14 protein-coding genes and 1 pseudogene are annotated in these 19,444 nt (G+C 66.6%); 9 read left to right on the top strand and 6 right to left on the bottom strand.

The features are described from left to right. The 3 genes from ACFVYA_RS44455 to ACFVYA_RS44445 all read left to right on the top strand — a co-directional run. Positions 1–2,577, top strand: a 2,577-nt coding sequence (locus ACFVYA_RS44455; protein ID WP_387053927.1) for an alpha/beta fold hydrolase, incomplete at its 5' end; no start/stop codon positions are given. After that, positions 2,574–3,950 carry an NAD(P)/FAD-dependent oxidoreductase gene (locus ACFVYA_RS44450; RefSeq protein ID WP_387053925.1) on the top strand — a complete coding sequence of 459 codons (1,377 nt, stop codon included), beginning with the start codon at positions 2,574–2,576 and terminating at the stop codon, positions 3,948–3,950. The genes ACFVYA_RS44455 and ACFVYA_RS44450, both read left to right, overlap by 4 nt. 55 nt (positions 3,951–4,005) lie before the next feature. After that, positions 4,006–5,721 carry a 3-hydroxyacyl-CoA dehydrogenase family protein gene (locus ACFVYA_RS44445; RefSeq protein WP_387053923.1) on the top strand — a complete coding sequence of 572 codons (1,716 nt, stop codon included), beginning with the start codon at positions 4,006–4,008 and terminating at the stop codon, positions 5,719–5,721. A 79-nt stretch (positions 5,722–5,800) separates the two neighbouring features. On the opposite strand, the gene ACFVYA_RS44440 is transcribed toward ACFVYA_RS44445, so the two are convergent. Together ACFVYA_RS44440 and ACFVYA_RS44435 are read right to left on the bottom strand one after the other, a co-directional pair. Beyond that, on the bottom strand, positions 5,801–5,983 hold the full coding sequence (locus tag ACFVYA_RS44440; RefSeq protein ID WP_387053921.1) for a hypothetical protein: 183 nt from the start codon (positions 5,981–5,983) through the stop codon (positions 5,801–5,803). Between the two features lie 330 nt (positions 5,984–6,313). Continuing rightward, positions 6,314–7,473, bottom strand: a protein-coding gene (locus tag ACFVYA_RS44435; RefSeq protein ID WP_387053918.1) for an IS3 family transposase whose coding sequence is annotated in 2 segments (ribosomal slippage) — positions 6,314–7,192 and positions 7,195–7,473 — 1,158 coding nt in all. Because the reading frame shifts where the segments join, the coding sequence is not laid out codon by codon here. Positions 7,474–7,722: 249 nt separating this feature from the next. On the opposite strand from ACFVYA_RS44435, the gene ACFVYA_RS44430 reads away from it, so the two are divergent. Beyond that, the gene (locus ACFVYA_RS44430) at positions 7,723–8,943 is read left to right on the top strand and encodes an IS110 family transposase (RefSeq protein ID WP_387053916.1); all 1,221 of its coding nucleotides are present in this window, start codon (positions 7,723–7,725) and stop codon (positions 8,941–8,943) included. Positions 8,944–9,093: 150 nt separating this feature from the next. Here the strand turns inward: ACFVYA_RS44430 and ACFVYA_RS44425 are convergent, their stop codons facing one another. The 3 genes and pseudogenes from ACFVYA_RS44425 to ACFVYA_RS44415 all read right to left on the bottom strand — a co-directional run. After that, entirely contained in the window at positions 9,094–10,035 is a 942-nt protein-coding gene (locus tag ACFVYA_RS44425) for a hypothetical protein (RefSeq protein ID WP_387053914.1), read from the bottom strand. 736 nt (positions 10,036–10,771) lie between these two features. Then, entirely contained in the window at positions 10,772–11,302 is a 531-nt protein-coding gene (locus ACFVYA_RS44420; RefSeq protein ID WP_387053912.1) for a hypothetical protein, read from the bottom strand. A 327-nt stretch (positions 11,303–11,629) separates the two neighbouring features. Then, positions 11,630–12,022: pseudogene (locus tag ACFVYA_RS44415) on the bottom strand (YkvA family protein); the annotation flags it as partial. 374 nt (positions 12,023–12,396) lie between these two features. On the opposite strand from ACFVYA_RS44415, the gene ACFVYA_RS44410 reads away from it, so the two are divergent. The 3 genes from ACFVYA_RS44410 (at position 12,397) to ACFVYA_RS44400 (ending at position 15,021) form a co-directional block, all read left to right on the top strand. Then, positions 12,397–13,332 carry a hypothetical protein gene (locus tag ACFVYA_RS44410; protein ID WP_387053910.1) on the top strand — a complete coding sequence of 312 codons (936 nt, stop codon included), beginning with the start codon at positions 12,397–12,399 and terminating at the stop codon, positions 13,330–13,332. A gap of 16 nt (positions 13,333–13,348) precedes the next feature. Then, positions 13,349–13,924 carry a hypothetical protein gene (locus ACFVYA_RS44405; RefSeq protein ID WP_387053909.1) on the top strand — a complete coding sequence of 192 codons (576 nt, stop codon included), beginning with the start codon at positions 13,349–13,351 and terminating at the stop codon, positions 13,922–13,924. A gap of 614 nt (positions 13,925–14,538) precedes the next feature. Next, positions 14,539–15,021 carry a hypothetical protein gene (locus ACFVYA_RS44400; protein ID WP_387053907.1) on the top strand — a complete coding sequence of 161 codons (483 nt, stop codon included), beginning with the start codon at positions 14,539–14,541 and terminating at the stop codon, positions 15,019–15,021. 235 nt (positions 15,022–15,256) lie between these two features. Here the strand turns inward: ACFVYA_RS44400 and ACFVYA_RS44395 are convergent, their stop codons facing one another. Further along, on the bottom strand, positions 15,257–18,643 hold the full coding sequence (locus tag ACFVYA_RS44395) for a CHAT domain-containing protein (protein ID WP_387053905.1): 3,387 nt from the start codon (positions 18,641–18,643) through the stop codon (positions 15,257–15,259). A 132-nt stretch (positions 18,644–18,775) separates the two neighbouring features. Here ACFVYA_RS44395 and ACFVYA_RS44390 point away from each other — a divergent pair, with 132 nt between their 5' ends. Further along, on the top strand, positions 18,776–18,913 hold the full coding sequence (locus ACFVYA_RS44390; protein WP_387053902.1) for a hypothetical protein: 138 nt from the start codon (positions 18,776–18,778) through the stop codon (positions 18,911–18,913). Further along, the gene (locus ACFVYA_RS44385; RefSeq protein ID WP_387053900.1) at positions 18,906–19,394 is read left to right on the top strand and encodes a hypothetical protein; all 489 of its coding nucleotides are present in this window, start codon (positions 18,906–18,908) and stop codon (positions 19,392–19,394) included. The genes ACFVYA_RS44390 and ACFVYA_RS44385 overlap by 8 nt, the downstream gene beginning before the upstream one ends. The last annotated feature ends 50 nt before the right edge of the window (positions 19,395–19,444 follow it).

Raw genomic sequence — 19,444 nt, 5'->3', positions numbered from 1 at the left:
GCGGTGGGTGGTGGTGCTGTGGTGGTGGGGACGTTGCGGCGGGGTGAGGAGGAGCGTGGGCGGTTTTTGCGGTCGTTGTCGGAGGTGTTCACCGCTGGCGCAACCGTCGACTTTTCCGGCTGGGTCGAGCCGGGCGTGCACGTGGATCTGCCCACCTATGCCTTCCAGCGCGAAAGGTATTGGCTCGACGTACCCGGCCTGCGGAACCACGGAGGGGAAACCGATTCTCCGTTGTGGGACGCGATCGAGCGCGGCGACACGGCCGTGCTCGAGAGCGTTCTGGACGTCGACGTGGACCGGCCCTTCCGTGAGGTGCTCCCCACGCTGACGGCGTGGCGGCGCCGGCAGACGGAGCTGGACGCGGCGGATGCCTTGCGGTACCGGCTCGAGTGGCGACCGCGCCCCGCCATGCCGGGGATCCTCGAAGGTACTTGGCTGGTCATACCGGGCGAGGGGGACGAATGGGGCCCGTTGTTCGCCGAGGCGCTCCGACGGCGCGGTGCCACCGTGCGATCAGCCGAGGACGATCTGCCCGCCGGCGTCGTGAGTGGCATCCTGGCGGGGCCGGGTGCGGTTCTCCCGGACTCCGACGCACCGGTCTGGTGGGTCGGTGAACTCGAGGCCGTGCGCGCGGGGGATGGTGTGATCGAGCTTCCCGCCGTGGTGGACGATCTGGTCGCCGAACGGGTCGCCGCGGCGGTCTCGACCGCCGACGGTGAATCCCGCTTCCTCGTGCGCGGAACGGAACTGCTCGTCCGTCGCATCGTGCCGGCCCCACCCCCTGCTCCGGACAACGGGTTCCTCGTCCCTTGGCGTACGCACGGTACAGTCCTGCTGACCGGCGGAAACCGGACAATGGTCCCTGCCGTCTTGCACTGGCTGGCCGAGGCGGGTGCGGAGCACGTGGTACTCGACGCCGCGACCGGGACCGTGCAGAGCGCGCTCGCCGAAGCTGGGATCCCTCACACCGACCTCGCCGGATCCGACCCCGCCGGATTCGACCTTGCGGAGCTGCTCGCCTCAACGCCGACGGATCTCCCCTTGAGCGGGGTCGTCCACCTCGCCGACGATCCCGGTGAACTCCCGCCCGGCCCAGTCTCGGAACTCGATGTCGGATTCTTCTGCGTGGTTGTCCCTATCGACGGGCTCTGGGGAAACGGTGCCGCACAGCAGCCGTTGACAGCGCTGGCCGAGCGGCGCCGGGCAGACGGCCGCGCCGCCACCACCATCGTTTGGGGAGGCGGTGCCGAAGAGCCGTTCCGGCCGGTGCCGGACTCCGCCGTCGCCGGTGCCTTCCGGCGTACGTTCGATCTCGGTGAAGACGAAGTGCTGCTCGCCACTGCCGACTGGGAGAGGCTCGCCGCGGAGCACGGGACGCACCTCTTCGCCTTGCTGATCGACGAGCCCGTCGCCGAAGAACGTGCGCAAGAGGTGCCGACGCTCACGGGGTTGACCGAGGCCGAACAAAAGCGGCTCCTCACGGAGTTCGTCTGCGAGGTCGCGGCATCCGCACTGGGGCTTCGTTCCGCTGCGGAAGTGCGGCCTGCTTCCCCGTTCCTCGAGATCGGTTTCACCTCGCTCGCCAGCGCCGAGCTCGCCTCGAGGCTGGCTCGCGCGACAGGGCTGCCCTTGCCGGGCACGTTGGCCTTTGGCCACCCGACCCCGAACGCCGTGGTCGAATACCTCCTGCCGCGGCTGGGCGCTCCGCTGCAGAACGACCACGCCGCGGTACACGCGGAGAGACTCGACGCCATGCTCGTCAAGGCCGCGGAGGACGGGCAGCTCGAACAGTTCTTCGTCGCTGTCGATGCGCTTTCCCGGTTCCGGCCGCCCGCCGGTGACGGCGGACCTGACGCGCCGATCACGCTCGCCGCGGGGACGGACGATGCCGTCCTGATTTGTTTTCCCGCCTTCATCGGCCGTTCGGGCGCGCACCAGTACGCGCGGCTGGCGACGGCCTGGCAGGGGTACCGAGACGTGGTGGTCGTGCCGCAGCCCGGATTCATCCGCGGTCAGCGATTGCCATCCGACCTCGACGAGCTGCTCGCGGGGCACGTCGAGACCGTGCTGTCGATCGCTGGAGGGAAGCCTTTCGTCCTGGTGGGGCATTCCTCGGGTGGTGTGGTCGCCCACGAGGTCGCCCGGCGCCTGGAGGACCGGGGGACCGCGCCGTCCGCCGTGGTCGCGATCGACAGCCACCTGCCGGAGTGGGCGAGCGGCGCAGAAGGCAGCGGGAACCTCGGCCGGTTGCTGCCGGAACTCGTCCGCCGTAACAATGCGCTGGGGGCGGCGGGCGGGGACCTCTGGGGTGATGACTGGATCAGCGCAATGGCGCGGTATCTCTCCTTCGATTGGCGCCCCGGCCGGGTCGGCGCGCCTGCTCTGCTCGTCCGTGCGTCGGAGCCGCTCAGTGAGGAGGACCCGCTCGCGGGGTTCACTCCCTGGGACCTGATGGACTCCGTGATCGAGGTGCCGGGGAACCACTTCACCGTCCTGGAGGACCACGCGGCGCACACCGCGCAGGTGATTCACGGCTGGCTGGGGTTCACGGGCGGCCAGGAGGTGGACGGGCGATGAGGTTCGAACGCGCGGTGGTCCTGGGCGGCGGCTTGGCCGGAATGCTGGCTGCGGCCGCGCTGGCCCGGCACTGCACCACCGTGACGATCGTCGAGCGAGATCGCTACCCGGACGGTCCGGCGGTGCGCCAGGGCACCCCGCAGGCGCATCACGCGCATCTTCTGATGGAGGCCGGTGCCCGTGCCATCGATGACCTGGTTCCCGGTGCGCTCGACGCCTTGTACAGCGCCGGCGCGCGGAAGATAGGCCTGCCGGAGGACGTGCTCGCGTTCACCCAGCACGGCTGGCAAACGCGGTTCCCCGCTTCGCACTTCCTGGTTTCCTGCAGCCGGCCCCTCCTGGACCAGATCGTCCGGCGTGCGGTCCTGGGCAACGACCGCATCGTGCTCAGGACCGCCGTCGAGGCCACCAAACTGCTCGGAGATGCCAGCCGGGTTACCGGCGCAGAGCTTCGCAGTGAGAGCGGCGCGGAACTCATTACCGCGGATTTCCTGGTCGATGCGACCGGGCGTGCTTCCAGAACCCGCTCCTGGCTGCTCCGGATGGGCCTGCCACCCGTGAAGGGGGAGACCGTCGACTCGGGCCTTGCCTATGCGACCCGGGTCTTCCGGGCGCCCGACGACGTGCGGGACACCTTCCCGCTGATCACCGTCATGGCCGATCCGGAATCGCCGGAACCCGGTCGCAACGGTGTGCTCCTGCCCGTGGAAGACGGCCGGTGGATCGTCACCGTATCCGGGACTAGAGGAGCCGAACCGCCGTCTTCTGAAGAAGATTTCCTGGAGTTCGCACGAGGTCTGCGGCATCCTCTGATCGCCGACGTGACAGTCGGCGCGGAGCCGCTCGGCGGTATTCACTTCTCGCGCAGCACCGTGAACCGGCGGCTCCACTATGGGAGCTCGCAGCGCTGGCCGGAAGGCATCGTGGTGGCGGGAGACGCGCTGGCTGCGTTCAACCCCATCTACGGGCACGGTATGAGCTGCGCGGCGATGGGGGCGAAGCGCCTCGACACCGTGCTCGAGTCCTGCCCTGACGACACCGGCGTCACGAAGGAGGCCCAGCGGGCGATTTCTCTCGCTGCCCGTGACGCGTGGGTCCTCGCGACAGGACAGGATCTCCGCTATCCCGGTGTCCGATCCCAGGGGTTCGAGATTCCCACCAGCGAACCGTCGGGAACCTCGGACAAGGTCGCTCGACTGAGCCTCGTCAACCCTGCCGTGAGTGCCGCCGTGTACGCGGTCAACACTTTGACGGCAGCGCCTTCGAGCCTCAACGCCGCCGAAATTGTCGCCGCCGCTCGCGAACCCATCCCCGAGCCGCCCGCCGCTCCACCGGCTAAGTCCTGGGAACTGGGGACCGCCGTGGCCGGCTGATCGGCTACCCGGATTGCACCCGTTCGCCTTTCGGATCTGAACGAAGGAAGACGCTGTGATCGAACAAGGGAACACTGTCGGTGTCGTCGGACTCGGGTCGCTGGGGTTGCCCCTCGTCGAGCTGCTCGTCGAGGCCGGCGTGCCGGTAATCGCCGTGGACGTCGATCCGGCTGCGGTCGAGCGTGCCCGGAGCCGCTCGATCGCCGCGCACAACGGTATGTCTGTCCTGTCCGCTGCCAACCTCGTAGTCGAGGCGGTCCCCGAACACAGGGAGACCAAGAGGGCAGTGTTGCGGACGATCGCCGAGGTCTGCCCGCCGGACACCGTTCTGGTTTCGACGACCGCTTCTCTGTCGCTCATGGCGCTCGCGGCCGAGTCCGGTCGACCTTCGAAGCTTGTCGGCTTGCGCTTCATGGTCCCTCCGGCGCCCGGCGGGACTTGTGAGGTGACGCGGACGGCGATGTCGGAGGCCGGCGCCGCCAGCGCGGTCGATGCGCTGGTGAGCCGGCTTCCCCTGGCGGTGAAGGACTTCGGATCCGCGCAGATGCTCGCGTGGCAGCTCCTCCTCGGCTACTTGAACCGAGCAGTTTCCCTGTACGAGTCCGGCTATGCAACTCGTGAGGACATCGACACGGCGATGAAGCTGGGGTGTGGCCTGCCTGCGGGCCCGCTGACGCTTCTTGACCACTTAGGTGTCGATTCGGTCCGAGACGAACTGGCCGCGTTGCATGAACGCACGAGACGGGCCGCGCACGCGCCCGCAGCGCTGCTGAGCGACCTGGTCGGGCGCAATCGGCTGGGACGCAAAGCTGGCATGGGCGTCTACGACTACGGGGCAGCTGGCGTGGTGGGCTCTCCTCGCCCGGACCGGACTATGAACGCCGTTCCACGTCCGGTCAGTCGGATCGGCGTCGTCGGGTCGGGCACGATGGGCCGGGGAATCGCCCAGGTCACCGCACTCGGCGGCTTCGACACGGTGCTCTCCGCCCGCACCCAGGAGAAGGCTGAGGCGGCGATCGAGGCGATCGATGCGGCGATGGTCCGAGCGGTGCGGCGCGGTCAGATTCGGCCCGAAGCGCGGCGCCAGGCGCTTGCCCGCATCCACCCGTCGTCCGGTTACGCGGACCTCGGCGACCGCGACGTTGTGATGGAGGCCGTCACTGAGGTAGAGGACATCAAAGCGGAGGTTTTCGGCGCTTTGGGCCGAGTGTGTCGGCCAGGCGCGGTGTTGACCACGACCACTTCCAGCCTGTCGGTCGCCGACTGCGCCGAGGCGGCCGACCGGCGCGCTGACGTGGTGGGAATGCACTTCTTCCACCCAGCGCCGGTGATGGGCCTCGTCGAGGTCAGTCGGACGGAGTTCACCGGCGACGACGTACTGGCGACCGCGCACACCTTGGCCCGTTCACTCGGCAAGACACCGGTTAACTGCACGGACCGAGCTGGCTTCATCGTGAACTACTTGCTCTTTCCCTACCTCAACGACGCCGTCGCCCTAGTCGAGGCAGGCGCTGCGACCATCGAGGAGCTCGATCAGGCGGTGGAGAACGGACTCGGTCACCCTCTCGGGCCGTTCGCCTTGATGGATGCGATCGGCCTCGATGTCTGCGAGGCGATCCAAAAGCGACTCCACGACGTCAACGACGATCCCGACATCAAGTCCAGCGCCGTGCTCACCGCGCTGGTCGCCAGCGACCGGCTGGGCCGCAAAGTCGGTGCCGGCTTCTACAACCACGACCTGTCGCCATTCCACGACGTTCTGGGAGTGTGACCACCGAGACAGCGGAATAACCTCTCTCCGCGTGCTGGTCGAGCTCTCAGAAGAGCGCCGGCGCGGCGGCCTCCCGCGGTCAGTCCTCGGCGGAGAGGCTCTCGACGCAGTCGAAGCACAGCAGAGACTCGTCGTCGGACGGGTTGTTGACCGGTGCATCGCACCGCGGGCATCGGTCGTTGAACTCGCAGTCGCAGAAGAAGCAGCGGCCGTAGGGGTTGGGGCCAAGGTCGCCGGTGGTGGGGTCGAACCAGACCAGCATATCCTTACCGCATTCCGGGCAGTGTGTGGTGGGCTCGTCCGCACCGTCGTGGGCCGCTGCGTATTCGCTCAAACCTAGCCGCGTGCTGGTGAGGTCTTCGACATAGTCAGCACGCGAGTGCCAACGTGCAGTACAGAATGCGCAGCGGGGAAGGTCGTCTTCGGGCCCGTGCGTCCGGGACACGGGCTCGCTTGCGAGTTGTACTGCGCGTTGACCGCAGTCGGGGCACCAATCAGTTGAGATCGAGGAGAGGAGTGGGCTCAAACGCTGCATGCGTTGATCGACCAGGGGTCTGCCCAGACTTTGGTTGACACCAGGGCTGACTGTTTCTCAGGCCGCTGACGCGGTCGTGTAGATGGTCTCAAACTCGACCGGGGTGAGCTTGCCCAGGGCGCGTTGCCGGCGTTTGCGGTGGTACTTCGTCTCGATCCAGGACACGATCGCCAGCCGGAGTTCCTCCCGGGTGTGCCACCGCCGGGTATCGAGGACGTTCTTCTGCAGCAGCGAAAAGAACGACTCCATCGCGGCGTTGTCACCACAGGCGCCGACCCGGCCCATCGACCCGGTCAGCCCATGAGCGCGCAGTAAACGCCGGTAAGCCGCCGATCGGAACTGAGCGCCGCGGTCGGAGTGAACGACGGTGCCGGCCGGGTCGCGCAGCGCGATAGCGTTACGCAACGCGCTGACGGCGAGTGAGGCCCGCATGTGCGAGGCGATGGAGTACCCGACGATCTTGTTGGAGCAGCAGTCCTTGATCGCACAAAGGTAGAGTTTCCCTTCGCTGGTGGAATGTTCGGTGATGTCGGTCAACCACTTGGTATTCGGTGCTGCGGCGGTGAAATCACGGCGGACCAGGTCATCGTGCACCGGCGGCCCGGCCTTGCGGGAACGTCCTTTCTTCTTGGCGTGCAGCGAGAAGATCTGCTGCATCGAGCAGATCCGCCAGACCCGGTTCTCCGAAGCGGTGAATCCACGGCGGGCGAGTTCGTCGGCGATGAACCGGTACCCGTCGGCCGGGTCGTCGGCGTGAATCTCGAGCGCGGCGTTGATCAGATGTGCATCGTCGACGTCCCGCTGGCAGACCGGTGACGATCGCCACTGGTAGAAGGCCTGCCGGGAGATGCCCAGCACCCTGCACGTCACCGCGACCGGCACCCGCACACCGGTGCCGGCCGCGGCCAGTTCACGGACGAGCGGGAACGCTATTTTCCCGGCAGATTGCCCTGCGCCAGGTAAGCCGCGGCCTTGCGCAAAACCTCGTTCTCCTGTTCCAGCAGCCGATTGCGCTTGCGCAGTTCGCGCAGCTCAGCGGACTCCTCGCGGGTCGCTCCGGGCCGAGTGCCGTCCTCGACATCGGCCGCGCGCAGCCAGTTGGCAAGGCACGATTCGGAGATCCCGAAATCCTTGGCGACCTGCTTCAACGGGGCCTCGCCGCGACGGGCCACGGCGATCACGTCGTCGCGGAACTCACGGGGGTAGGGCTTGGGCACGGTGACATCCTAATGAGACGTGAGTCGCCCGTCGGGCAGACTTGAGTCTGGTAGCCGCTGGCAGGTGAGCACTCGGACATCCTGGACGCTGAGTCCTGATGGAAGATCGTGCCCCTGCCGGTGGGCCGGGAGAGTTGATCGCTGATGGGATGTCGTGCCCGCCCGCGTGGCGTGAGCACTGATTCATTAGGTCGCTGATAGTTCTCCCGCAGGCTGCTGCCGAACATGGCCACGGGAACGGGAGAACGGGTGCTGTTCGTAGGGGACGACTGGGCTGAGGCGCATCACGACGTCGAGTTGATGGACGCGGCGGGCCGGCGGCTGGCCAAGGCCCGGCTGCCCGAGGGCGTGGCGGGGATGGCCCGGCTGCACGCGATGATCGGCGAGCAGTTCGGCGAAGACGCCGAGGCCGTGGAGGTGAGGATCGGGATCGAGACCGACCGGGGTCCGTGGGTGCAGGCGCTGATCGCCGCCGGATACACGGTTTTCGCTGTCAACCCGTTGTCGGTGGCCCGCTACCGGGAACGCCACGGCGTCTCGGGCGCCAAGAGCGACGCGGCCGACGCACACACGCTGGCCGACATGGTCCGTACCGACTCCCACCAGCTGCGTCCGGTCGCGGGTGACACCGCCGAGGCTGAGGCGATCAAGGTCGTGAGCAGGGCGCACAAGACGCTGATCTGGGAACGCACCCGGCACACCCAGCGGCTGCGGCACGCGCTGCGTGACTACTTCCCGGCCGCGTTGAATGCGTTCACCGATCTCGACGCCGCCGACGCCCTGGAGCTGCTGGCCAAGGCACCCGACCCTGCCTCGGCTGCGAAGCTGACCATCACCCAGATCACGGCCGCTCTCAAACGTGCTCGCCGCCACGACATCCCTGTCAAGGCCGCCTCGATCCAGGCCGTGCTGCGTGCCGAGCACCTGGGCCAGCCCGCCGTGGTCACCGCGGCCTACGCCACCACCACGCGCGCCGCCGCGGCAGTGCTGACTGTCCTGCACGAACAGATCAAAGCCTTACAGGGACAGGTCGATGCGCATTTTGGCCGGCACCCGGACGCTGAGATCATCCTGTCCCAGCCAGGACTGGGGCCGGTCCTCGGTGCTCGGGTGCTTGCCGAGTTCGGAGACGACCCCGACCGCTACGCCAATGCCAAGCGCCGCAAGAACTACGCCGGCACCAGCCCGATCACCCGCGCCTCCGGCAAGAAGACGGCCGTACTGGCCCGGTTCGTCCACAACGACCGGCTCATCGACGCGCTCATGACTCAAGCGTTCAGCGCACTGAACACCTCGCCCGGTGCCCGCGCCTACTACGACCAGCTCCGCGCACGCGGCGCCCACCACAACGCCGCACTGCGGCAGCTCGCCAACCGGCTCGTCGGCATCCTGCACGGCTGCCTCAAAACCCGCACCCTCTACGACGAGGCGACCGCTTGGTCACATCGTGCAGAGAAGGCTGCTGCTTGACATTCAAGCTCCTGGGATGTCTTCCAGGCGAGGCCGGAGCCTCACACATGAGGTGTCAACCAAACCCTGAGCAGACCCGGTTTCGGCATGCTGGCGAGCGTGTCGAGTCGGTGCTTCTCGTTGATGATCCGGGTCCGCAACTGCGCTCTCTCAGTCGGGCTTGCGGCGGCTGTGGGTTTGCAGGTCGGCGACGAGGGTGCGCAGCCGGGTCAGCTCGTCGTGCCGCCACCACTGGAGCGTGCTGCGGTTGCGCTCGCGCCGGTGGCGAGGCAGGTAGCCGTCTATGTCGACTACCGCGTCGGGGTCACCGACACGCGCTTGGAGCTTGGTGACGTTGGTGGTGACGCGCTCGAGGGTGGTTTCGCTGTCTCTGATCTTGCGTTCGCGGCGTACCGGGTCCATCGCTGGGTAGACGGTCCGCTCCTGCAGACCGTGCAGGTGGTTGCAGGTGGAGTCGAGGTGGGATTGCTGTTCTAGCAGAGCGGGCCGGTTTTGGTCACGGCCGGGATCGTGCAGCGGAAGTCGCGCGAGCCGGTCGCGTGCGCGTTCCTGTCGGCGACGCTTGTCCAGGTCTTGTTCCCATGCGGTGATGTCGTGGTCGGTCCATGGCTGGAAATCGGGTTCGGCGCGTTGCCATTGGTCGAACACGGCACAGGCGGCTGCCAGCTCGTCCTCACGCTGGTCACGCCGCCACAGGTTCCACAGGTCCATGATGTCGCTGAACGCGGCGCGGGCCTGGAGGAGCTGTGGAAAGGTGGCGGTGGCGCCGGGCACAGGCTTCCACAGCAGGCCTTCATGCTCGAAGGGGGCAGTCTCGTGTGAGTGCGGTTCCGTCCGGCTGTCAGCGGCTAACTCGGTGCCGACCGGCGTGATGGGTGTGCCGTGGTCGCGGCGTTGCCAGCGAGTGCCGGCTGCGGTGGGAGCGAGCTGCCACCCGTCGCGGGTTCGCTCGGCGTGGATGAGGCCGCGGTTGCGCAACGCCGACACGGTCGTCGAGCGTGCCGCGGCTGTGGGCAGCGTGACGGGATTGTCGTGGTCGAGGCGGTCGAGCAAGGCTTGCTGCGCCGGGCTGGGGTTGCTCGTGGCTGCCACGCTGGGAGCGTGACATCGCGGGGGCTGCCATTCGGGTTCGGTTCTGAAGGGTTCAGCCGACCGTGTGAGGCTGCGCCTTTCGTCCGGGCAAGCGTTGCCATCGTGGCGGGTTTGATTCGCGGCGAAGACATGCGGTGACGCTGTCACGGCTGGTCAGAGCCCCGGGCCACTTGGCACCTCGCTCCGGCGAAAGAACGTGACGGCCGGTCAATGGGGACGGAGTCGCTGAAGCTCAATGGCCAGGCGGTCGTCTCGGAACCGTCGTTGACTTTTTGCGGATTGAACGTTTCACCGCAACCGCCGACATCCGGTAGCGGCACCGCGCTGGCGCAGCCGCCCGCTCGGCGGCCGCGGTATCCCGATCATCCGGGCGGTCGCTCCCGAAGCCGGTATCACCAGCACGCCGACCGGCACCACCGTGCGGATGAGATGGCCCTGGCGACCCGCCTGAGCTCGGTGCGCCACCGCGGCCACTGAGTCCTGCGTCGCCTCGTCGACGGTGACGGAGTGCCCGCGGAGTTCATCCCTTACCTGCTCGCCTGCACATGGCCGGCTGGTTCCCGATCAAGTGGTTCATCACGCGATTTCCACTGCCGAGTATCAACGAGGCAGTGGCCGTTCACCAGACCGGTGAGGTCGTCAACGCGGTGCTGTTGCCGGGAGTGTGTCACCGGGACAGTCCGGCCTGGACTGCCCGTGTGAGTACCGGCTAGGTCGTCACTCTGATAGGTGGAGCTCAGACGTGGGGTACGCCGAGAATGATCACATAGCCGAGCGCGCCGATGACGAGTCCGAGGCAATATGGAGCAGCTCGATCTCTGTCGTCGGACCAAAGGTAAAGGATGAAGGAAAACCCGGCTGCCAGGACCAGTTCGACGATCGGGATCGATGTTGAAATGGTCAGGAGCTGCATCATGATAGCGCCTGCGGCTGTCATGCCGATCGTGGCGAGCCACAAGGGCATCCCGACGAGCCACGCCGGCAGTTCGAAGATTCGGTTGGGCGGGCTCTCGGGTTCGGTGCCGGAGCGACGGCGCTGACCAAGCTTCGGAGCCACGACGAACGTCAGCACCATCAGGGGCAGGACGACTGCAGCAAAGCTACGGAGGCCCACCGTGAACCCACTCATGAAGGCGCGCGCCACGAAGAAGAATGCCAATCCGCCCAAGAACACCGGCGCGATGATCAAGGCTGACCACATGATCCCAATTACGGTTTTCTTGGCGAGGTTGTCTTGGTGATCGAAAATTGACTCGTGCGTCGTCATCTCGAAGGCTCCTGACGTACTTATTGTGCGCTGGTTCTGCACTCTTGGCAGTCGAGCTAGCTTGAACGGTCGTTACGCATGGGTGTCCAACTGTGACCCGGTGGTCCAGTGTTGACGTCGAAGGAAGCTCGCTCAGGTAGGTTCAGCGGCGTCGCACCTCGGTCAGCTGGTCACTGTCGAGATCAACCGTGCGAGCCGTCTGTCACTCGCCGATTAGAGGGCTGCAAGGGGGAACTCGGCGTGCGTGCTTCGACGCCCGTGACCGGCAGTTCGAGCACGGGGCTCCCGTGCTGGTGCGTGATCTTCGCGGGAACTGGCAGGCGGATCAGGTGGCGGGCGAGCAGAGGTGGTCAGGCGGGTCAGCGCCGGGAAGCCATCGTCGGTGCCGGGCCAGCGGGCGTGACGGCGTCGATGCCGGCACGCCGGACGCCACCGCAGAGGACGCCGGTGACCACGATGGCGTCGTCGGCGTAACCGAGGACGGGGATGAAGTCGGGATCAGGTCGATCGGCAAGGCGAGGTTGGCCAGCAGCAGCCCGAGCCGGATGCGGACGCCGCGGGGCAGGGACTTGTCGGCGGCGAGCCGACGGATGAGACATAGGACGTCGGGGAGCAGCTGCAGTGCTTCGCGGAGCAGACCGCGCGCGGCAGGGCGATCACGAGCGCCGTGACGAGGACCAGACAGGCCGGCGGCGGCGCGCCGGCTATGCGGATGAGCAGGCCTCACCAGAACGAGCCGGTCATGACGGAGCGGGTTCGGGTTCTCGGCGTACAGGGCGGCTTCTTCGAAGGTGGCGTGCCCGCCGGCGGCATCATCGGGCGGCCGCTGGGCATCTGACTCGCGCGATACGCAACTCGGCCATTGGATCTTGCCACGCCCACGGCACGCAGGGCAGTAATTCTTCGTGTGTTGAATTCCTGCGGCTGACTGTCGGTCTTCTCGGACGGGTGATATACCTTGATAATCGCTAGAACATGTGTTCGAATTCTGGTGTTGGCTGGTGTGAACCTTGACTGTGGTTGGCGGCGTGGGTGACCCTCTGTGTTTACGTTCTGCAACAGAGGGTGGGGATATGACAACTTACGGCTACAGGGTGGCGGAGTTGTATGTGACTCCGCCGCGCAAGCGTGACCGGATGGCGTTGACGGAGCCGGAGGCTGTAGGCGGTTTGTATCAGGCGGTGTTGCGGGCGGCGAAGGATGCGATGGCTCGAGGCGAGAAGGACGAGACTCGTCGTCACTACACCCGGGTGTCGCAGGTGCGGTCGGACGCGTGGGGCATTTTGCTGAATGTGAAGGGCGGCGAGTACGGAGAGCCGCGCGAGGTGATCGACGTGGACTCGGACGAGCCGGAAGAGGACCCGCGGCAGATCGGGCAGAGCGACGCGGTGCTGTCCGATTTTTACTCGTTGCTGATCATCCCTCCCTACGGTGACGCTGGGTTGTTGATCACCGAGGTGAAGGGGCGGTCGCATCTGCTGCCGCAGACGTTACGCCAGTTGAATTACAGGCTGCGGGATCTGGGCGTGTTCCTGCGGGTCACGTCGGACACGGTGGACGCGCGGGCGTGGAGCGAGTTCTTGTCTGATGACTCGGTGGGTGTGACCGGGGTGGAGTTGGTGCAGTCGCGGCCGTCACCGGACCGGACCCGGTTCACGGAAGAGAACGTGCGCCGGTCGCGGCTGCATCTGGATCTGGAGGACGGGTCGCAGGTGAAGGCGCGGGTGATCGACGCGCTGCGGGCGATGATCGGGCAGGAGCCGAAGCGCCCGCAGCTGGTTGGGCTTGTGGGGTTGCGTGATTTTGAGGATGAGGATTTCGACGAGGAGCGCATCGTCACCGTCTATGACGGCAAGGAGCGCAAGATCGATGTGCGCTCGTCGTGGCCGCGGTTCACGTACGCGATCGACACCGACAGTCGGCTGACCGCGGAGCAGTTCGTGCGCGAGGTCGCGTCGACGGCGCTGGACTCGTTGAAGCTGTTGAACGTGGATGTGGCGGCGAACTGGCGACCGAGAATCGCAGACTGAAAGGGGCGGTGCGGGCGTGGACACGTTGCGCAGGTTCAACCCGTGGCCGATCTTCCTCTACAACAGCCGGGCGATGCGCGGCCCGGACAGCAAGCGGCTGACCTGGGCGGAGCGGGCGTTGCTGTATGGGACGCCGGCGGTGGGGTTCGTCTTGTTCGTGGTGTTCCGTCTTCAGCTGGGCGGGGTCGGGCAGCTGCTGTCGGCGACGTCGCTGTTGGTTGGCGCGATGCTGAGCACTTTCGTGTTCCTCGCGAACTTGCGGATCAAGATCCAGGAGGTGGAGGACTACCGGGTCCGTTCCGGGCTGAAAGAGCTGGTGGCGTCTTCGGCTGTCGGCGCGTTGCACGTGTCGTTGATGGCGATGCTGCTCGCTCTGGGCCTGGCGCTGATGGCATCGTGGCCGCTGCTGACCGCTGACAGCGTCCCCGGCAACATCGCCTCAGGGATCTGCGTCGGCTTGCTGATTCATTTGGTCATCTCGCTGGCTGCGGTGCTACGCCGCTTGTTCGGCATCTATGTCGACCTCTTCATGGGCGACTTCTTGGCCAAGCCGCTCCCGGAGGAGCCCCAGCCCTGGCGAACCAAAGACTGACAAGGGCGGTGGGCGCTTCATTGCCGCACCCTGAAGACGTTTTACGGTCCCTGGAGCGGCTGCGTGACCGACAACCTAGTGGTCCAGTCAACCTAGGCATTCCCGTCATTGCCGATCTCCGTTGGCAGGTGTGGCTGTAGCGGCATCGGCCGGACGCGATTGCCCGCACGACGGCGACCGGCGCCGCTCGCGGCTTCGAGATGAGCAAGAAAAGGCGATTCCCCGCAAGTGCACCCTGATGGGCGTGGTGCTGGGCTTTGTTGGCCACCGGCGCCGCGCGGCTGATTCCCCGCGCCAACGACCGCACTGACGCCGGCGGTCGGGAGATCTCCCAGCACCGGCTGGCTGCCCGGCGGCGGCGCTGCCGGAATTGGCCGCTGCTGGAGGTCGCGAGTCAAGTGACGTGCTCGCCTTCGAGTGTCCGGACCTGGTCGCTGTGTCGCTGGCGGCGACGGCCGTGCAAATCCGAGCCCACGACGCCGTACTGCGGCAGTAAACGCCCCTGCACCCCCGGCTCCCGTCGACCAGCGGCTCGCCGCCGCCACCGAGCTCGTTGGTGGGCACGAGGTTGGATCGCGCTGGACATGGAATTAGTCCAGAAATACCTTTGAACTATGAACATGACCGCACCGGAGGTCAACTTCTCCGATCTGCAGCGCGACGCCAAGGGGGTCGTGCACAAGCTCGAGCACTCCGCCTCGCGCGCTGTGCGGATCCGCCGCCGCGAGCGAGACCAGCAGGACCTGGTCCTGGTGACTGCCGACCGCGCCGCCCAGACGACCGTGGCGGCTTCTGCGACCGCTCGCATCTTCATTGAGTTGATGAAGCAGGATGCCGGGGCGCGTGCACTGCTCGATGTCCTGCCGGCCGCGTTCCCGTGGGTTCGTTACCTCTCCCAGGAGGAGGTGCAGACCTTCCTGCTTGAGCTCATCGATGTCGCCGAGCGATCCGAATCGCTGGGCAACCCGGCGCCGCTGGCCAACCTGGTGGCTGCCTGGCGCAGCACCGCCGAGGTCCATCCCGACCCTGAGCTGGCGAAGATCCTCGCTCAGGACGGCGATGACTTCGGGGACGTGCCGGAGCCTGGCGACGAGTGAGCCCGAAGAAGGACGAACGCGTCGCTCCGCCGCCGGTCGGTGACGAGTGGGACGTCCGGTTCGGGACCAAGGAAGCGGCGGCAAGCTGGGACGATCTCGTACGGGCGGCGAGAGGTAACGCTCGCCGCGCGTACGACCTTATGCGCAGTGCACCTGGCCGGGATCCGGATACCCGTCATCGACGCCTCAAGGCGTCGCTCGCAACTGGCTTGCACCGCGGCCGACAACTGCCGCCCTATCTGCCTACGTGCACGTATTGGGCCCACATCCACGGCCGCCTGTGGCGGTCTCGGAGCACCCGGACAGCTTGGTGGAGCGCGATCGGTACCTTGGCGGCGTCGACCTCTCCCGCCTGGCACGCCCGGGGGTAGAACTCTTCTGCGAGTTCGAGGCTGTGCTTGTCGCCGATGAACCACAGACCGGCGATGACGTGCTGGACACCAGCGGCTCGGAAGGCCGCAGCGACATTCGCCGCCTCGTCCAGAGCACTTCCGGCGCTGCCGGTCCAGCACGCCGCGAGGTAGGCGAGCCGCATTCGGCTTAGATCCAGTTCCGCGATCTTGGCCATGGTGAGCGGGCCGTTGTAGAGGTGAATGCCCCACCGGTTCGCATCGGCGCCGGCCGGAGTTCCGTGGCAGGCGAAATGCGCTGATCCGGTCTGCCGCAGAGCTTGGATCACCTGATACAGCTGCGCGTCTTCACCGGCCAAGGTCTCGAAACGCCAGCCGAAGCTCCGAGCCACGACAGCAACCTCCTGCCGCGCGCACTTCAAGGCGTCCGCGTCCGGCAGTTCAGGTACGGCGATTCCCACTGCGGGCAGGGATGGAGAGCTATGGGCGGATTGATCAGACGAGAAATCGCCCAGGTTCACCAAGTACGTCGACACCACACGGTCGATCACCGCACCGTCGGCGCCTTCCGCCGCATGAACCGGAAGAAGCGTGAAAATACCGGAAGTACACCAATGCACCCTTGGCCAGCGAGCCGTATCAGCCGGCGTTTCAGTGAATTGCAGCTCGTGAAGTATCGGCTCCGCGATCCGCTGCCATAGCCAACCGAGCACCGACTGGAATCTCACCCGCGGATCGTGTTCACCGTCAGCCGGCTCTTCGCCGAGAATTTGGCTCATCGCATGCCACATATCCCCGGCAACACCGACGATCTCTTCCACCGTGACCGCGAGCGGGAGCCGGCGCGCGTCACCCGCGGTGATCAAGATCGCGTCGCAGCCCCAGCGGCTCGCATTGATGATCACCACCGATTCCGAGGTGTACTCGGACGACCTGTTCGCCCGTCCTCGGAGGCACTCGGCCACCGTGGCGAGCGAGACCTCGCGATCGAAGTCCGCGAACTCGGGCATGGACCGCATTCGCCGTCGCAGGGCATCGCGTTCCTGCCTGGCCGCGGTCGCCACATCGGCCGGATGATGTCCGTGCTCGGCGGTGCGCCACATCAACGTGGCCATGGCGTGAAGCTGATCACGGTAGCTTCGAGTGGCCTCGGATGCATCCATTTCCTGGTACGCGTCCAGTGTTTCGAGACATTCGCGATACCTTCGTGCCAGCTGCGGCGCCAACCGTTCGAGGAGCGCTTCCTCACGTCGCGCTTCCGTCAAGCCCGTCCAGAGGACCGAGCGCCCGGAATCGACCATCCGAACAGCGGCGTCCAGATCGTTGTTGCGCAGGGCCGCGGCGACCCCGTCCCAGACGAGGCCGCTGTACTCCACCAGCAGCTCCATCCGGTCGTTCCAGGTCAGGCGTTCGTCGACGACTTCTCGAAGCAGTTGCAGCGCGACGCGGTAGCCGGCCTGGGCTTCGGCGAAGTCCCCCTCCCGGGCCGCCACCTTCCCCCACGCCCTGGCAGCGACCAGCCGGATCGGCCCCTGACCGGCGCCGGCTGTGGCGGCATCGCGGAAAGCGCTGATCGCCTCGGCGATGTCGGGAGACGGCCCGCGCTCGAGACAGTCGCCCAGCGAGAGGAAGTCTCGTGCCCGGCGCATCGGCACGCCGACGGAGGTCGCGCGGCGGGCGGCGTCGGTGGCCTGGTCGAGGTCCTCGATCGACTCGCCCTTCTTATACCTCAGCAGCAGCGCGGCACTGAGCTGCCCCTGAGCCACAGCTACCTCCTGATCCGTCCGCCCTTTGCCGACCGCCAGCTCGGCGAGCTCGACCGCATGGTCCAGGTCGGCAGCCACCGAACCGGTTTCCGCATTGCGTGCCGCACGCTTCACATGGGCTTCGGCCAAGTTCATCAGTGTCTCGAAACTCGCGGAACCCGACGTCGAAAGAGCATCCTCGCCAAGGGCGACAGCACGGTCGAGAAAAGCCGCAGCGCCCTGCTCGCGCGTCGCGCGAGCGGCATACGCCCCGATCGCGTTGCCGATGAAGTCGGGTCTGCGGGGGTCGTCATCGGGCACCGTCTCGAGCAGCGCTTCGTAGATCCGGGTCGCTTCGACAAGTTCCCCGAAGCCGCGGATGTCGTCGTAACGACGAAGCAGCATCTCCGCCAACCGACTCATCCGGTGGACACGCTCCGGATCGTCCTCGGGCGTTTCGCTGACGACTTCCCGCATCGTTCGGATGCTCTCATCGCGGTGCTCGCCGTTCCCCGACCGGAGATAGGCCGTGCGACGCAGTTCGGCCACCTGCTGCCACCGCGCCGGCCAAAGCGCGTCCGTTCGGGCTGTGGCGTCCGCGGTGTAGCTGCTTACCATGATGGCTAGTTCGAGATCCGCCTCCTGGCCGGCGAGCCGATAGCGCGTTTCGTACAGGTCCACGATCTGGTCCTGCAGCCTCAGCAGCTCAACTCCCTCGGCGGACGACAGTCCCCGCTCGAGCCAGCGCAGCGCTCGCGCCAGTATCCCCGCATCCCCTGTCGCCTTCGCTTGAGCCGACGCCGCGCACGCGTAGAAGTACGCCTGCTCCCGGAAGGCCGCGCAGTCCGGCTCGAGGCGTTCAAGCTCGGCTTCTCCGATGGTGATGGCGTAGCTGAGGTCTGCCGCGGGCGACGGATCCGCGATGAGACGCATGACCGTGGCTTTGACCAGCGCGATCGCCAAGGCCGACTGCGCATCAGCGTCGGCGGCGTAGGTCTCGAGATCTCGACGTGCCAGCGCGATCGCCTCGTCGAAGTCGCACACCGACGTCGTAAGCCAGCCGCGGCCGCATAGCCACTCCTGTAGACGGCAAGTTGCTGCGAAATGTCGCGCACTGCCGGCTGCCGAATCAGCGAGTTCACGTCGCGCACGCAGCACAGCCCCACTGAAGAGCCGAACCTGCGAGCTGTCTTCGGTATCAGCGGTCCTCAGCAGGTACTCGCGGACCCAGACCGGCGCCACGGTGGTGGCTGGGTCGAAACAGGCACCGAAGCCGGCCAACGCTCGATCGAGGTCGTGCAGCCCCGCTTCCTCGGGCAGCGCCAGATAGCGCGCCCAGCACAGCGAAGCAGCGGCATGTGCCACCGAAGGGTGGACCTGCACGAGGTCCTCGAACGTCGTCACCTGACATAGTGCCGCCATGGCCCACAACTCACGTACTGCATCCTCGCGCAGGACGTCCTCGGCCGAGCCGCAGGCGATCCGCTCGTAGATTCGGTCGATGAAGTCGGAGATGGTCGCCGGCATGAGTTCAGGGTCCCCTCGCCAGGCCTGCTGCCGGAACGACGAGCCGGGCACGAGCCGGTCTCGAATCGGGCACACGTAACGCGCGACCCACGCCGGCCGACTTGGGGAACACCGAGCGGAAGGAAATCGATCGTGTCGCAACCCACTCACGACGAGCAAGGTGACGATCGCCGGGAGCCGCCGGCCAACCAGGCGTGGATCGAAATGGAGGACATCCGGGGCGGCCTGACCGTTCCGGCGCACGACGACGCGACACGACCCGATGAGTGATCAAGGTATCGGCTACACGTCCTATATCGAATCCGAACTCAGAGCCGAACGCGACCGGCGTGCGGCTTACGACGTGCGAGGGCAGAACCTCGTGACCACCTCAGGCGCACTCGTCACCCTCTTCACCGGTCTGGTGGCCATCGTCAAGGTGGGCAACGTCTCCAGACTTCCACTCGGAGTGATCGTCACCGTGTGCGTCGCCCTGGTTCTGCTCACCGGTGCGGCTTCGTGTGGGATCGTGGCAGGCTGGAACCGAGCTTACAAAGTTACCGCGCCTGTCACCCTGCAGAGGATGCTGACCGCGCACTGGACCGACCACGAGGTCGACGCACGCAACAATGTCGCGACCGCGCAGGTCGATACGATCAAGACTCTCCGGAAGGCCAACAACTTCAAAGCGAACTGGGTTTCTGCCGGCACAGTACTGCAAGTGAGCGCCTTGCTCACCCTCAGCGCTTCAGTCGCGTTGATGGCGATTTGAAGAATCCGCGTACTCCCAGTCCGCGGAGAACTGATCAGACGGATCCGGCG

Source organism: Amycolatopsis sp. NPDC058278 (assembly GCF_042881395.1).
Taxonomy (GTDB): domain Bacteria; phylum Actinomycetota; class Actinomycetes; order Mycobacteriales; family Pseudonocardiaceae; genus Amycolatopsis.
This window is presented reverse-complemented; position numbering and strand designations above follow the sequence as displayed.